14 protein-coding genes are annotated in these 13,649 nt (G+C 65.9%); 3 read left to right on the top strand and 11 right to left on the bottom strand.

Features of this window, described 5'->3' with window-relative positions; translation table 11 throughout:
- Positions 1–63 precede the first annotated feature (63 nt).
- The 7 genes from emrD to ACW5W4_RS03190 all read right to left on the bottom strand — a co-directional run bounded on the left by emrD (position 64) and on the right by ACW5W4_RS03190 (position 7,754).
- The gene (gene emrD / locus ACW5W4_RS03220) at positions 64–1,260 is read right to left on the bottom strand and encodes a multidrug efflux MFS transporter EmrD (protein WP_456688383.1); all 1,197 of its coding nucleotides are present in this window, start codon (positions 1,258–1,260) and stop codon (positions 64–66) included.
- 241 nt (positions 1,261–1,501) lie between these two features.
- Positions 1,502–2,926, bottom strand: a complete 1,425-nt coding sequence (locus tag ACW5W4_RS03215) for an ABC transporter ATP-binding protein (protein ID WP_456688382.1) — start codon at positions 2,924–2,926, stop codon at positions 1,502–1,504.
- Entirely contained in the window at positions 2,923–3,729 is an 807-nt protein-coding gene (locus ACW5W4_RS03210) for an ABC transporter permease (RefSeq protein WP_456688381.1), read from the bottom strand. The genes ACW5W4_RS03215 and ACW5W4_RS03210 overlap by 4 nt, the downstream gene beginning before the upstream one ends.
- A gap of 2 nt (positions 3,730–3,731) precedes the next feature.
- The gene (locus tag ACW5W4_RS03205) at positions 3,732–4,694 is read right to left on the bottom strand and encodes an ABC transporter permease (protein WP_456688380.1); all 963 of its coding nucleotides are present in this window, start codon (positions 4,692–4,694) and stop codon (positions 3,732–3,734) included.
- A complete protein-coding gene (locus ACW5W4_RS03200; protein WP_456688379.1) occupies positions 4,691–6,217 on the bottom strand; it encodes an ABC transporter substrate-binding protein in 1,527 nt (508 codons plus the stop codon). The genes ACW5W4_RS03205 and ACW5W4_RS03200 overlap by 4 nt, the downstream gene beginning before the upstream one ends.
- A 200-nt stretch (positions 6,218–6,417) precedes the next feature.
- On the bottom strand, positions 6,418–7,080 hold the full coding sequence (locus ACW5W4_RS03195) for a glutathione S-transferase family protein (protein WP_456688518.1): 663 nt from the start codon (positions 7,078–7,080) through the stop codon (positions 6,418–6,420).
- 62 nt (positions 7,081–7,142) lie between these two features.
- On the bottom strand, positions 7,143–7,754 hold the full coding sequence (locus ACW5W4_RS03190) for a glutathione S-transferase family protein (protein ID WP_456688378.1): 612 nt from the start codon (positions 7,752–7,754) through the stop codon (positions 7,143–7,145).
- Between the two features lie 89 nt (positions 7,755–7,843).
- Here ACW5W4_RS03190 and ACW5W4_RS03185 point away from each other — a divergent pair, with 89 nt between their 5' ends.
- Positions 7,844–8,461, top strand: coding sequence for a TetR/AcrR family transcriptional regulator (locus ACW5W4_RS03185; protein WP_456688377.1), 618 nt, complete (start codon positions 7,844–7,846; stop codon positions 8,459–8,461).
- On the opposite strand, the gene ACW5W4_RS03180 is transcribed toward ACW5W4_RS03185, so the two are convergent.
- A complete protein-coding gene (locus ACW5W4_RS03180) occupies positions 8,458–8,922 on the bottom strand; it encodes a hypothetical protein (protein WP_456688376.1) in 465 nt (154 codons plus the stop codon). The genes ACW5W4_RS03185 and ACW5W4_RS03180 overlap by 4 nt on opposite strands.
- A gap of 212 nt (positions 8,923–9,134) precedes the next feature.
- Here ACW5W4_RS03180 and suhB point away from each other — a divergent pair, with 212 nt between their 5' ends.
- Together suhB and ACW5W4_RS03170 are read left to right on the top strand one after the other, a co-directional pair.
- Entirely contained in the window at positions 9,135–9,938 is an 804-nt protein-coding gene (gene suhB, locus ACW5W4_RS03175; protein ID WP_041999362.1) for an inositol-1-monophosphatase, read from the top strand.
- Between the two features lie 173 nt (positions 9,939–10,111).
- Positions 10,112–11,092 carry a Gfo/Idh/MocA family protein gene (locus tag ACW5W4_RS03170; RefSeq protein WP_456688375.1) on the top strand — a complete coding sequence of 327 codons (981 nt, stop codon included), beginning with the start codon at positions 10,112–10,114 and terminating at the stop codon, positions 11,090–11,092.
- Between the two features lie 74 nt (positions 11,093–11,166).
- Here ACW5W4_RS03170 and ACW5W4_RS03165 read toward each other — a convergent pair whose 3' ends face one another.
- The 3 genes from ACW5W4_RS03165 to ACW5W4_RS03155 all read right to left on the bottom strand — a co-directional run bounded on the left by ACW5W4_RS03165 (position 11,167) and on the right by ACW5W4_RS03155 (position 13,478).
- Entirely contained in the window at positions 11,167–11,640 is a 474-nt protein-coding gene (locus tag ACW5W4_RS03165; RefSeq protein ID WP_456688374.1) for an SRPBCC family protein, read from the bottom strand.
- A 286-nt stretch (positions 11,641–11,926) separates the two neighbouring features.
- Positions 11,927–12,385 (bottom strand): protease, encoded by a 459-nt coding sequence (locus ACW5W4_RS03160; protein ID WP_456688373.1) that lies wholly within the window; start codon positions 12,383–12,385, stop codon positions 11,927–11,929.
- 40 nt (positions 12,386–12,425) lie between these two features.
- Complete coding sequence (locus tag ACW5W4_RS03155) at positions 12,426–13,478, bottom strand: M35 family metallo-endopeptidase (protein ID WP_456688372.1); 1,053 nt, start codon at positions 13,476–13,478, stop codon at positions 12,426–12,428.
- Between the last annotated feature and the right edge of the window lie 171 nt (positions 13,479–13,649).

The raw sequence follows: 13,649 nt of genomic DNA, 5'->3' as shown, positions 1-13,649 counted from the left end.
CGTATCCCGCAAAAAAACAAGCCCGCCAATGGCGGGCTCAAGTATGGGAGGCACCCGGTGGCGTCAGATCGCCATCTGCTCGTGGGGGGCGCCGTGGTGGCGCAGCCAGGCGAAGCTCAGGGCGACGATCAGTACCATCAGGGTCATGATGATGCCGAGCCCCAGCTGCCCCTGCATGGGGAAGCTCGCGGCCAGCAGGGTCACCACGCCGGCCCCCAGGTTCTGCATGCCCCCCAGGATGGCACCGGCGGTGCCCGCCTGACCCGGGAAGGGTTCGATGGCGCAGGAGGTGGCGGTGGGGTAGAGGATGCCGCTGCCGATGAAGTAGACGGCGGCGCCCCCCACCAGGGAGGCCGCGTTCACCACCCCCAGCAGCCCGGGCACCAGTATGATGAGGGCCCCCAGGGCCAGGAAGGCGATGCCAAGGCGCATCAACCTGCCCTGGCTCAGGCGAAAGCTGAGGCGGGCCGAGAGCCAGGCGCCAAACAGGTAGCCGGGCAGCGGCAGCACGAACAAGACGCTGACGGTGCGGGCACTCAGCTTGAGCACGTCGCCCAGCAGCACCCCGGCCGCCGCCTCGAACACCGCCAGCCCCGCGAAGGTGGCCATCAGACAGAGCAGGTTGCCCTGAAAGCGCGGGTTGCCGAGCACGTGGCGATAGGCCGCCCGCACCCGCAGCGGCTGACGACGTTCCCTCGGCAGGGTCTCGACGAACCAGGCCAGCAGCGCCAGCGTGGTCAGGGCGCCGAAGCCGAACAGGAACCAGTAACCGGCGCGCCAGTGAAGCAGCTCGGTGAGCCAGCCCCCCAGCACGGGGGCCAGCAGGGGGGAGAAGATCACCCCCATGCTCACCAGGCTGTTGGCGCGGTTGAGCTCGGCGCCGCTGTAGCGATCCCGCATCAGGGTGCGGCTCATGGCGCCACCGGCCCCGGTGCCCAGCCCCTGAATGAAGCTGCCCACCAGCAGGGCCGTCGCCGTCGGGATCAGCTGTATGGTCAGGGTCCCCAGCAGAAACACCATCATGCCGACCAGCAGCACGGGGCGGCGCCCCCACTTGTCCGAGACGGGGCCATAGACAAACTGGGAGAGGCCGTAGGGGATGAGATAGCAGGCCATCACCGCCTGCAAGGAGGCGGAGCTCACCCCCAGATCCACCGCCATCACAGGGATGGAGGGGACATAGAGGGTCTGGGTCATCTGGCCCACGGCGACCATGAGGATGGTCAGGAAAAACAGGGGATAAAAGCTGTGCCGATTCATGTGCGCTCCACGACATCAAAAGCAGGGCGCTCCTCACCGCGAGGGAGGAGTGATTGTCAGATCTGGATGAGTAGTGGCAACCCGGAGGACCCGGGCTGACAGGGAGCAGATCAGCTCCCTTTCATGGCCGCCATGTTAGTGATTCGGATCACGAAACACGAACGAATCTTTGTAATCGGCTTGGCTTAGTTTTTCTAATATGACGGGGCAGATGCCCCGTCCGTCGTATTGGCCTCCAACCTCACCCGGCCCGCGCCAGCGGCGGCGCTGCCGCTGGAGCGGGATGGGGTTCCCCCAGCCGCAGGCAGCGCCCGGCCACCTTGCCCGCCAGTGCCTCGTCGTGGGTCACCAGCAGCAGGGCGCAGCCTATCTCCCCCAGCTCCCCCAGCAGGCAGGCGATGGTCTGCTGCTGGCTCAGGGGATCGAGCCGGGAGCTGGGCTCGTCGGCAAACAGCAGCACGGGGCGCAGCAGCAGGGCCCGAATGAGCGACAGCCGCTGCAGCTCCCCCCCGGAGACCTGGCTCGGCAGCCGGGCCAGCAGCCGCTCGTCGAGGCCGAGCCGCGCCAGATAGTCGGTGAGGGGCTGGCGAGGCAGCCTGTGCAAACGCAGCACGTCGTCAAACTGGGTGGCGAGGGGGACCCGGCCGGCGAAGGCCTGCACCGGATCCTGGTAGAGCTTCTGCCAGCGGTGGGGCGCTATGCCCTCCCGGCGCAGCACCTCCCCTCGCAGGGGGCGCTGCAATCCCAGCAGCAGGTTGCCGAGGGTGCTCTTGCCCGCGCCGCTCGGCGCCATGATGGCGAGCCGCTCCCCCTGCGCCAGCGACACATCCAGCCCCGCGAACAGGGTCTGCTCCCCGTAGCCCATGGCAAGCCCGCTTCCCCGGATGAGCCAGTCGCCGGTGGCGGGGGCGGTCGCCTCGGGCCAGGCGGAGGGCTCTGCCGCCAGCAGGGCGCGGCTGTAGGCATGGGTCGGCTGATGCAGCACCCGCTCGGCGGGCCCCTGCTCCACTATCTCCCCCCCCTTGACCACCAGCACCCAGCCCCCCAGCGCCCGGGCCAGGGAGAGATCATGGGTGATGGTCAGCAGGTGACGCCCCTCGGTCAGATAGCCCTGGAGCAATGTTTGCAGCCTGGCAGCGGCCCGGCTGTCGAGCCCCTTGGTGGGCTCGTCGGCGATGAGCAGACGGGCCTGCCCCAGGGTGGCGGCGGCAAAGGCGGCGCGCTGGGCCATACCCCCGGAGAGCTGGTGCGGGAGGTGGCGCTCTCGCCCCGCCAGCCCCAGCCGCTCGAGGGCGGCGCGGGCGCGCGATCGGGCCTCCTCGCCCCCTGGCAGCCACCCCTCCTCCACCTGGGCAAGCAGCCCCATGGTGGGGTCCAGCGCCAGCACCGGCTCCTGGGGCAGCATGGCCAGCTCCCGTCCCCAGAGGGCGCGCAGGGCCTGGGGTTCGGCCAGGCTGTGGCGCCGGCCACCCGACACCATCTCGCCCCGACCGCGCAGGGGGGTCGGCAGCGTCCCCATCAGGGCATGGGCCAGCAGGGATTTGCCCGATCCGCTCTCCCCGATCAGGGTCAGAGCGGTGCCGGGGTGCAGGGTGAGATCCAGCGCCTGCAACAGGGTCTGCCGGCCGTCATCCACCTGCAGGCCCTTGATATGAATGGCCGTCATGGGGTCACTCCTTGTGCGGATGGGGTGTGGGGACTGCGCCCCTGGTTGAGCAGCACCAGGGCCAGCAGCATCAGCCCCATCACCAGGATGGGAGCCAGCAGCAGGCGGGGCGCCTCCTGATAGTGGGGCAGCGCCTCCGTCATCATCAGGCCGAGCTCAGGGGTGGGCGGCTGCATGCCCACTCCGACGAAGCCAAGGGTGGAGAGGGTGAGGATGGCCCCGGCTAGGCCGAAGGCCATCATGGTGAGCAGCTGGGGGGCGAGCTCGGGCCAGAGGTGGCGCCGCACTATGTGGCCGTTGCCAAATCCCAGCAGGCGGGAGGCCTCCACCTGGGGCGAGACGAGCAGCACCCGGCTGCGGGCCCGCACCACCCGGTAGTACTCCACCCACTGGGCCATGGCCAGCCCGATATAGAGGATGGCGAAGCCCCCCTGGGCCATGGCGGAGAAGAGCAGCACCAGCAGCAGGCTCGGCAGGGCCAGCACGCCGTCGGCCAGGCTGCGCAGCAGGCCGTCGACCCAGCCACCGCGCCAGGCCGAGAGCCAGCCCAGCAAGGATCCCAGCAGGGCCGCGGTGATGACGCACAAGATCCCCAGCAGCAGGGAGAGCCGGGTCGCAGCCGCGAGGCGCACCATCAGGCTGCGCCCCATCTGATCGCGCCCGAGCGGCTCCTGCCAGGAGGGGTCGGCCAGGAACTGCACCAGATCCTGGGCGGCGGGGTCAGGCCAGAGCATTGGGCCCAGCAGGGCAAACAGCACCACCAGCAGGAGCAGGCTTGCTCCCGCCTTGACAGAGAAAGACATGATCAGGACTCCTTGGGACCGCGGGGATCGATGGCGAGACAGAGCAGATCCGTCAGGGTATTGAGCAGCACGAACAGCGCCGCCAGCACCAGCACGGTGCCCTGCACCATGGGGATGTCGCGCCAGAAGATCGCGTGCACCAGGGCATGGCCGATGCCGGGCCAGGCGAACAGGCTCTCCACCACCACTACCCCTTCGATAAGCAGCACCAGTTGCACGCCGGTATAGGCGATGACGCTGACCCCGCTGTTGCGCAGGCCGTGACGCCTGAAGACCCGGGCGGGCGAGAGCCCCTTGGTGAGGGCGAAGCGGTAATAGCCGGACTGCACCACGGCGAGCACGCTCTCGCGCACCACCCGGGAGAGTACCCCCGAGAGCCCCAGCCCCAGGGTCAGGGCGGGCAACAGCAGGTTGCTCCCCTCCCCGTGACCGGCGGCGCTGACCCAACCCAGCTCCACCGAGAGCAGCACCATGAGCACCAGGCCGAGCAGGAAGGGGGGCAGCGCGCGCATCAGCACGCTCCAGCCCAGGGTCAGGCGATCGCACCATGCCCCCGGACGCAGGGCGCTCAGGCTGCCAAGGGGCAGCGCCACCACCAGGGCCAGCACCACGGCGGCGAGCGCCAGGGACAGGGTGGCCCCCAGGTGGTGGCCCACCTCGCTGGCCACAGGTGCCCCGGTCACCAGGGAGCTGCCGAGATCCCCCTGCAGCAGGGCGCCCAGCCAGTCGCCGAAACGGGAGAGGGCCGAGCCGGCCAGCCCCAGTTCATTGCGCACCGCGTTGGCCGCCTCGGCGGTGACATAGTCATAGCCATAGCGGCCCGCGGCGATGCGAAAGGCGATGTCTCCGGGCAGGGATTGCACCATCACAAAGCAGAGTCCGGCCACCAGCAGGGCCACCATCAGCGCCTGCACCAGCCGCTGACCCAGGATCCCCATGACGGCAGAGAAGGGCGTCGCTGTCATTGGGCGCTCCATGTCAGTGTGTCCAGACGGTAGCTGCGCTCCTGGGGATCGAGTTCAAAGCCCTTCAGCTCACGGCTGACCGCCGCGCTCTGGCGATACCAGGCGATGGGCAGGAGGGGCAGCTCCTGCTGCAGCGTCGTGGCGATGTCACGGCGTGCCGCGGCGGCGTCTGCAGGCGACAAGGTTTGCGTGGCAAGGCGGGTCAGTGTTTGCGTCATGGCCGGGGAGTGCCAGTTCATCACCCCCCAGTCGGCACCGGCGGGCGCCAAATCCCCCAGCAGGGTGACCAGGGGATCCGGCACCAGGGCATAGTTGCGGGCATAGAGACCGAGCTGGAGCGAGCCGTCCTGATGACCGGCCGGGATCTCGCTCGAGTTGCCCACCGCCACCTTGAAATCCACCCCCACCGCCTTCCACTGCGCCTGCAGTGCCGTGGCCAGCAGCGGCAGTTCCGGGCGATCCGGGAAGGTGCGCAGGGTCAGGGCGAAGCGATCTTCCCCCTTGCGCAGCACGCCATCCGCCCCCGGCAGCCAGCCGGCCGCCGCCAAGGCCGCCCGGGCCGCCTTGACGTCATGGGCGAGCGGGGTCAGCCCGGGTTGGTGCCACTCCCCCAGGGTGGGGGGGAAGAGCTGAGTCGCCGCCATCTCGGGATCCCGCAGCAGGGCCGCCGCCATGCCGCGGCGATCGATGGCCTGGCTCAGGGCGCGGCGCACCGCTGGATCCTTCAGAAGAGGATCGGCCCCGTTGAGCTTGAGCTGTATGGTGCGCGGCAGGGTGACCGAGGCGATGGCGACCCGGGGCGCCTGCTGCAAGCGGCGGATGCTGACCGGATCCAGCCCCCAGGCGATGTCTGCCTGACCGCTCTCGGCCATCAGGGTGCGGCTCTCGGGGCGGCCCACCGTCAGGTAACTCACCTGCGAGATGGCAGGCTTGGCCCCCTGCCAACCGTCGAAACCCACAGTCTCTATCCGCTGGGGTTGTTGCAGGCGGGCGATGCGGTAGGGGCCAGAGCCTATCACCTGGGTCACCTCCCCCTTGGCATCGTAGGCGGCCTTCGCCAGGATCTGGGTGCTGGGGTGAGCCAGCACGGCGGGCAGGGAGGCGAAGGGCTCGCTCAAGGTGACCAGCAAGACACCATCGTTAGCCTCGATGGACGCAATGGGCGCGCTGGTCATGACGCCGGGCTTGCGCCTAGCCTGTTGCAGGGCAAAAGCGGCCTGCTCGGCGCTCACCTCGCTGCCATCGTGAAAGCGGGCACCGGGGCGCAAGGTGAATCGCCACTGCAGGCCATCCTCGGAGTGAGACCACTGGCTGGCGAGCCCGGGTTGCAGATTGCCCTGGCCATCCACATCCACCAGGGTCTCCGCCACCTGCATGCGGGTGAAGAAGACCCCGTTGCTGGCGGGGTCGATACTGTGGATCTCCCAGGGCCCCACCATGGCCAGCGGCTTGCCGTGGGCAACATTCATTCCGGCCATCAACACCAGGGCGCACCACCCGGCAGCGGCGTATTTTTTTGTCATCCTTTCCATCCAGATAATAACGGTCAGCGACCAAAGTGGAGCGTTATAACATAACAGTTAATCAAGAAAAATGACTTTTGATACTTGATAAATGGCTTATTTAAAAGGGAAAGGCGTGAGCAGACAGGAGGTGAGAGGCGGGCAGCAAGGAGACGTGCAGACAAAAAGAGATGGCCCGTCGCCGGGCCATCATGATGGCGTTAGCGGGTCACCATCTGCTGCGCCCGCTTGACCAGATCATCGGGGCTTTCGTTGCGCGGTGGAATGGTGATGCCCTTCTGGCAGGCGGGTCTGGCTTCCATGCGCGCCATCCAGGCCTGCAAATGCACCAACCCCTCGATGGAGATACCGCTCCAGTCATAGATCCGCACCCAGGGCCAGGTGGCGATGTCGGCGATGCTGTACTCGTCGGCCAGGTACTCATGGTGTGCCAGGTGACCGTCGAGCACCTCGAACAGGCGGCGCCCCTCTTTCTGGTAACGCTCGATGGCGGCCGGGATCTTCTCGGGGAAGTAGCGATAGAAGACGTTGGCCTGCCCCATCATGGGGCCGACGCCGCCCATCTGGAACATCAGCCACTGGATGGCCTGGGAGCGGCGCTTGGGATCTTGCGGCAGCAGCTTGCCGGTTTTCTCCGCCAGATAGAGCAGGATGGCGCCGGATTCGAACACCGCGAAATCGCCGTTATCCCGATCGACGATGGCTGGAATGCGGCCATTGGGGTTGATGGCCAGAAACTCGGGCTTCTTCTGCTCCATGGTCGAGAAATCGAGGGGAATGACCTTGTAGGGCAGTCCCAGCTCCTCGAGGGCGATCGACACCTTGAACCCGTTGGGGGTGGCGGCCGTGTAAAAATCGATCATCATCTTCTCCTTGTTGTCTGGCACGGCGAGGGTGCCAGGGAAGCACGTGACAGGATAGCGACTCAGGCCTGGGCACTGGGCCTGCTTGAGACCGTATCATACCAGCGTTTGAGGGCGGTCTGCTCATCGGCGATGTGCAGCTCCAGCGTTCTGGCGGCAAAGTCTATGGCGCATATGGCAAGAATGTCGGCGATGGTGAAGCGATCGCCGGCAATATAGGCGGATGCTTGCAGCCTCTCCTCCAGCTTGGCAAACCACTGGCTCGCCAGCTGCCTGCACTCCTGACCCCACTCGGGGAAACAGGTTTCACGGTCTTTGTAAAAGCCGGTGATGTGGCGAAAGGCCATGCCGGCCGGCAGCCAGAGATTGAACTCGATGAAGCGGCTCCACATCTCTATCTGGGCCCGCTCCAGCGCCGTGGTGCCAAACAGGTTGTTTTCGGGATAGAGCTCCTCGAAGTATCGGCAGATGGCGACCGACTCGCTCAGATAGCTGCCATCGTCGAGGGCCAGCACGGGGATGCGCCCGGCCGGGTTCTTGGCCAGAAACGCCGGGCTCAGGTTCTCGCCACCCCCGAGATCGACCTGCTCATAGACCATGTCGACCCCTTTCTCCGCCAGAAACATCCGCACCCTGCGCGCATTGGGGGCCCGCCGCAATTCATAGACTTTCATCCTGCTCTCCATTCCTAAACGAACAGTTAGAAACTAGTCTTATCTAAACGAGCGGTCAAGAATTTGTTATAGTCACGGCAGGAGGAAACATGGCACGCAAAACCGCATTCGATCCAGCCGAAAAGCTGGAGCAAGTCATGACACTGTTCTGGCAAAAAGGCTATGAGGCGACGTCGATCCAGGATCTGGTGGATGCCTTGGGCATCAACCGTTTCAGTCTCTACAACAGCTTCGGTGACAAGCAGGCTCTGTTTCAGCTGGCACTCGATCACTATCTGGAGCAGGTCTCGCGCAAACGCATGGCGCCCCTGCTGTGCGACAAGGGCGGCCTGGCGGCGCTGCACGGCTGGCTCGATGCCCTGGCGCTGCGCCTGAGCCAGCCCGACAATCCCGGCTGCTTCTTGCAAAACGCCCAGTTGGGAGGCGCCATGGATCAACCCCGGGTGCGGCAACGCATCCTGGATATGCATAGCGAGTTGCAACAGGCTCTGGCCCATGCCTGTCAGGTGGCTGTGCGGGAGGGAGATCTGGCCCCCAAGACAGATGTGCAGGCCCTGGCGCGCTTTTTGTTCGTCCATGTGCAGGGCTGGGTCCTGCTCGGGAAAGGGGGGGGTCATGGCGACACCCTGCGCGCCGACATGACCACCCTCAGGCAACAGCTCGCCCTGTGGCAGCGTCACCCCATCACAGGGGAACGAGAGCGCTAGTTGAGGGGACCCTGGGGGCTGCGTTGACGAAGCAGGCTCAGACGGGACAACAACGGAAAGTAGGATGCCAGCTTGTCCACCAGCAACTGGCTGCTGGCCGGATTTGCCCACTCGTGGCCATCCATGACGATGCCGTTGGAGACGAAGTAGTAGCGGGGATCGCGCACATCCGGCCCCCGCCGGGAACTGGCCCCGCCCGGACCTTCGCCATCGCGCACCAGCAGGGGCAGCACGGGCAGGCCTATGGCCTCCCCTGCCTCCCCCAGCGCCGGCGCCGGCCAACCGGCCTCGTCGTCGAGCAGCAAGATGGCGGCCTCATCCCGAGTCGGCTTCCATTGACCCGGGCTTGTCACCACGATGCGATTGAAATAGGGTTCGACATCGACGGACTCTTGCAACGCCCGCAACAACCCGCTGACCGCCACTGACGACGGTTTTTGACTGACTAATGACAAGTTCATTCGACACATCCCTATGAGTGATGGAGCTTGTTATTACACGCGCCAGTGGTCTGGCGAGACAAGATTAGACCAAATAGTCATGTAAAGTCAGCTCTCGCTGCGCACTATGCTTCTACCCCCCCGCCTCGGTAATATGAGTTGCTATCCTCGGGCAGGCTGCTATAATTTCGCGTCCTTTTATCCCCCGTTCTTTAACATCCAGTGGTGAACCTATGCATCCGATGCTGAATATCGCCGTGCGCGCTGCGCGCAACGCCGGTCAAGTAGTAGTAAAAGCCTTCTCCCAGCCTGAGAACATCGAGGCTATCCAGAAAGGCAGCAATGACTTCGTGACCAACGTTGACCGTGACGCCGAAGCGGCCATCATTCACACCATCAAAAAATCGTACCCGGAACACAGCATCGTTGCTGAAGAGTCCGGTGAGATTGCCGGTACCAATCCGGACTACCAATGGATCATCGACCCACTGGATGGCACGACCAACTTCGTCAAGGGCATTCCGCACTTTGCCGTCTCCATCGCCCTGCGCGTCAAGGGCAAGACCGAACAGGCCGTCGTCTACGATCCCATCCGTGACGAGCTCTTTACCGCGACCCGTGGCAACGGCGCCCAGCTGAACGGTTACCGCATCCGCGTCGGCAAGGCGAAAGACCTCTCCGGCACTGTGCTGGCCACCGGCTTCCCGTTCAAGCAGAAGCACCACATCGAGCCTTACCTCAAGATGTTCCAGAGCATGTTCGTGGAGTGTGCCGACATCCGCCGCGCCGGCTCCGCCGCCCTGGATCTGGCCTATGTGGCCGCCGGTCGTATCGACGGTTTCTGGGAAATCGGTCTGAAACCCTGGGACACCGCCGCCGGTGAGCTGCTGGCCAAAGAGTCCGGCGCCATCGTCACCGACTTCGTCGGTGGTCACAATTACGAAAACTCCGGCAACATCGTCGTTGCCAACCCGCGCGTCCTCAAGGAGATGCTCGGCAAGATCCGTGAGAACCTGCCGGAGTCCCTGGCCAAGTAAGCCAGCCCACTCCTCCAAACCCGGCCCAGGCCGGGTTTTTTTATTTCCGCCCCCCTCGTCTCATTTTTCCCAGCCCACGGGCCGCCATGGTAGGGCCGAGCGACAACTTGGGCTATGATGGGCGCCCACCCTGCCCCCTCTTGCAATTGCATGTCGTTACAAGGAGCAACCCCATGATCAGACTCGCGGTGATCGGCACCAACTGGATCACAGAAAAATTCATCGAAGCGGCGCTGCTGAGCAAGGCCTTTCAGCTGACCGCCGTCTACTCCCGGCAGCGGACCAGCGCGGAGACCTTCGCCGCCCAGTACGATGATCCGGCCTGCTTCGACGATCTCGCCGAGTTCGCCGCCAGCCCCTGCTTCGATGCCGTCTACATCGCCAGTCCCAACTCCCTGCACTGCCCCCATACGCTGCAACTGCTCAAGGCGGGCAAGCACGTGATCTGCGAGAAGCCGCTCGGCTCCAACCTGGCCGAAGTCGAGGCCATGTACCGCTGCGCCCGGGAGCAGGGTGTGGTGCTGTTCGAGGCGTTCAAGACCGCCTACCTGCCGAACTTCCGCCTGCTGGCCGAACAGCTGCCCCGGCTCGGTCAGGCGCGCCGCGCCAGCTTCAGCTATTGCCAATACTCTTCCCGCTGGCCCAAATACCTGGCCGGCGAGCACCCCAACACCTTCAACCCCGCCTTCTCGAACGGTTCCATTATGGATATCGGCTACTACTGCGTGGCGAGCGCCGTCGCCCTGTTTGGTGCACCCGATCGGGTCACGGCCAGCGGCGAGCTGCTGGAAACCGGGGTGGACATCCATGGCACCGTGCTGCTGCACTACCCGGCCTTCGAACTGGTGATCAGCCACTCCAAGGTGTCCGACTCCTTCATCCCGAGCGAGATCCAGGGCAGCGAGGGGGCCTTCCTCATAGAGCACCTCTCCGAGAGCACCGGCCTGACCTGGGTCGGGCGGGATGGCCGGCGCGAAGATCTGGGCCAGCCCCAGTCCGCCAACAGCATGATCTATGAGGCCGGCGCCTTCGCCGCCCAGATAGCCGCGGGCCAGATGGACGAGGCCGCCGTGGCGCGCTCCATCGAGACCGCCAGGGTCATCACCCAGGTGCGGCAACAGGTCGGGGTACGCTTCCCGGCCGATCAAGCCTGACTGGATGCTCACCGACACGAAGAGGCCCCCCCCAGCGGGGCCTCTTCTTTTGCCTCTGCCCTGTCGCCGGGTCCCTAGAGGGTCGCCGCCAGCCCGGCCAGCTGATCGGTGCACAGGCCCCAGCCGCTGTGAAAACCCATGGCCTCATGCTCCTTGCGATCCGCTTCGCTCCAGTGGCGCACCCATGCCCGGTAGCGGGTTCCCTCCCCCTCGGGGGTGAAGCTCAGGATCAGGGTCATGAAGGGGCGGGCCGACGGCAGCCAGGGGCGCACATAGGCATCGGTGGAGACGATGCGCCGTCCCGGCTCCAGGGCCAGGTAGACGCCGGGACAGGGGATCTTCTCCCCATTGGGGCCTCCCATCACCACCAGGCTGGCGCCCCCCACCCGCAGATCCAGCTCGGCGCTCAGGGTGCGCCAGGGCAGGGGGGCAAACCAGCGCATCAGCAATTCGGGCTCGGTCCAGCAACGATAGAGCGCCTGCGGCGAGGCCGCGATCAGCCGCTCCAGCAGCAGATCCCGCTGCTCGTCAAACTCTTCATCCATCATGGCAGTGCTCCCTTGTGGCCCGGGCAGGGCCGGTGAGAAGGGGCGCAAACGGGGCGCCGTCAGCTGACTCGCGGGGACAGGAATAAACGGGCTGGCCCCAGAGCCAGCACAGAGTATAAGCAAGGGCGTCGAGCGCGTCGGACCGCAGAGTGGGCAGGACGAGCGGCCACGACTCAGGCGATGAGAGGGGCTGCCTCCCCGCCGGGCCGCCGCACCGCGGTTTGGGGCAAGTTCCCTCGGCGCCATCTCGGGTCAATGAAGCAAGCAGGGCCAACAGCGGCCTGCATCACTGCGCCGCCTCCTCGCTCGCGGGCAGCGCCAGCCGCTCGAAGCTCACGGGGGGGCACCTGGGGCTCAGCCCCTGATCGTCTTGCACCGGCATGGAGCGATAACTGAGCCGGTAGTGACCGGGGCGGCTCAGATCATAGACCTGGGTCAGTTCGGCTTCGGCCTTGATCCGCTGCATGGGGCCTATGATCAGCCTGTCGTCGGCGCCGGGGGCGCCCCGCTTGGCCAGCGGTCCCTGGTAGGGGACGACCTGCTCATCCAGGGTCAGGTCGATGGCGTCGGCAAACCAGCCTTCGAAGGGAGTAAACCAGCTCAGTACCTCCAGGGTATCCTCCCCCTGATTGCTGAGCGCCATGGCCAGGGCCAGGGGCTCATCGACCCGGCTCTGGGCCCTGACGTTCAGCTCGCACTGCAAGGCGCCCAGGCCAAGGGCGCTGCCGAGCAGGAGTGCCATCATGTTGCCTCCATCAAAAAGGGGGCCGAGGCCCCCTGTGGACTCACTGTTCGTTCGGGGTGTTCTCGGCAAAGTATTCGTGGCTGTCGGCGTTGTTGAGCGCCGCAACCGGGTCCGTGCTCGCCAGGTGGCGGGCATTGGCTTGACCGTAACCCAGATCATCCGTGCCTGCCACCACATTGAAGTGGGTCAGCTCGTGGATGATGGTGCCGGCGCGGGAATCCGTGCCGGTGTTGGCCGCACTCCAGAAGCTCTTGCACAGGTAGACCTTGTAGGGCTGATCCGGGTAGACGTAGGCAAAGTAGCTCTGTTTGCAGCCACAGTCGAAGGTGAGCGGCTTGTCCGCGATAGCGTCCCTCACCTTGTCAAAGTGGCCCTCGGCCTGGCTCCAGCGGCTCGCATCATAGGCACCGAACCAGCTGCGATAGCGCTGGCCATCGGGCTTGTCCACCGCCAGATAAGCGAGGGAGTCCCCTGTCATGGTGGCGGCGGCATCCAGGGCGGAGACGATCTGGCTCTTCTGGCTGTTGGTGCAGCGGCCGGTGAAACTGACCGAGCCCCCGGCGGCGGCCGGTTCGGCCACCTGGGCCTTGGCCAGTACCCGCTCATCGCTCGCGACCCCGTCCAGCCAGAGGCTAACGGCGTTGGATTCCCCGGCCTCGGGGGCCGCCTTGGCGCTGCGCCCGGTCCTGGGACTCCCCTCCCCCGGCAGCCGGGGCAGACGATAACGGATGCTGTACTCCCCCTGGGCGCTCATGTCATAGAGGCCGGACACTTCCGCCTCCAGCACCAGGCTCTCGCCGGCGGCCAGACGCTGGTAGTCCTGTGCCCCCGGCTGGGCACGCTTGATCAGGGCGCCCTGATAGGCCACGGGCTGACCATCGCGCTCCACCACGAACAGGGGGGCATCGTCCCCGCCCGGCAGCTGCCACTTGAGCAGCCGCACCGGCTTGTTGCCCTGGTTGGTCAGGGTCACCCGTACCCTCACATCCTCCCCTGCTCCCTCTTGCAGCGTCAGGCTGGCATCCAGACTCGCGACGCAGAGGGGGGAACCCAGCAGGCCCGCCAGCAGCAGGGCTATCGGTGTCGCTTTCATCTTCTCTCCTTGGAATGATTGGTTTGCTTCCGGCCCTCTTTGGGGCCCAACCACCCTAAGGCAGATGCGCCCCTGCCCCCGCCCTCCATATGGGGGTAGCCCCTCCGTACGGGGGGCTCGGCAGAGGCCCCCCAGATGGCGGGGCCAAGGCGCCAGGATGCGGGCACGGGG

Source organism: Aeromonas crassostreae (assembly GCF_054052445.1).
Note: the sequence above shows the minus strand (reverse complement) of the source record. Positions and strands in the feature narration are given on the sequence as shown.

Excerpts from the sequence above, each read along its gene's own strand:
- emrD (WP_456688383.1), bottom strand. The coding sequence starts at position 1,260 with ATGAATCGGCACAGCTTTTATCCCCTGTTTTTCCTGACCATCCTCATG.
- ACW5W4_RS03185 (WP_456688377.1), top strand. The coding sequence starts at position 7,844 with ATGGCACGCAAAACCGCATTCGATCCAGCCGAAAAGCTGGAGCAAGTC.
- ACW5W4_RS03160 (WP_456688373.1), bottom strand. The coding sequence starts at position 12,385 with ATGATGGCACTCCTGCTCGGCAGCGCCCTTGGCCTGGGCGCCTTGCAG.
- ACW5W4_RS03155 (WP_456688372.1), bottom strand. The coding sequence starts at position 13,478 with ATGAAAGCGACACCGATAGCCCTGCTGCTGGCGGGCCTGCTGGGTTCC.
- ACW5W4_RS03210 (WP_456688381.1), bottom strand. The coding sequence starts at position 3,729 with ATGTCTTTCTCTGTCAAGGCGGGAGCAAGCCTGCTCCTGCTGGTGGTG.
- ACW5W4_RS03170 (WP_456688375.1), top strand. The coding sequence starts at position 10,112 with ATGATCAGACTCGCGGTGATCGGCACCAACTGGATCACAGAAAAATTC.
- ACW5W4_RS03215 (WP_456688382.1), bottom strand. The coding sequence starts at position 2,926 with ATGACGGCCATTCATATCAAGGGCCTGCAGGTGGATGACGGCCGGCAG.
- ACW5W4_RS03205 (WP_456688380.1), bottom strand. The coding sequence starts at position 4,694 with ATGACAGCGACGCCCTTCTCTGCCGTCATGGGGATCCTGGGTCAGCGG.
- ACW5W4_RS03195 (WP_456688518.1), bottom strand. The coding sequence starts at position 7,080 with ATGATCGATTTTTACACGGCCGCCACCCCCAACGGGTTCAAGGTGTCG.
- suhB (WP_041999362.1), top strand. The coding sequence starts at position 9,135 with ATGCATCCGATGCTGAATATCGCCGTGCGCGCTGCGCGCAACGCCGGT.
- ACW5W4_RS03165 (WP_456688374.1), bottom strand. The coding sequence starts at position 11,640 with ATGATGGATGAAGAGTTTGACGAGCAGCGGGATCTGCTGCTGGAGCGG.
- ACW5W4_RS03200 (WP_456688379.1), bottom strand. The coding sequence starts at position 6,217 with ATGACAAAAAAATACGCCGCTGCCGGGTGGTGCGCCCTGGTGTTGATG.
- ACW5W4_RS03190 (WP_456688378.1), bottom strand. The coding sequence starts at position 7,754 with ATGAAAGTCTATGAATTGCGGCGGGCCCCCAATGCGCGCAGGGTGCGG.
- ACW5W4_RS03180 (WP_456688376.1), bottom strand. The coding sequence starts at position 8,922 with ATGAACTTGTCATTAGTCAGTCAAAAACCGTCGTCAGTGGCGGTCAGC.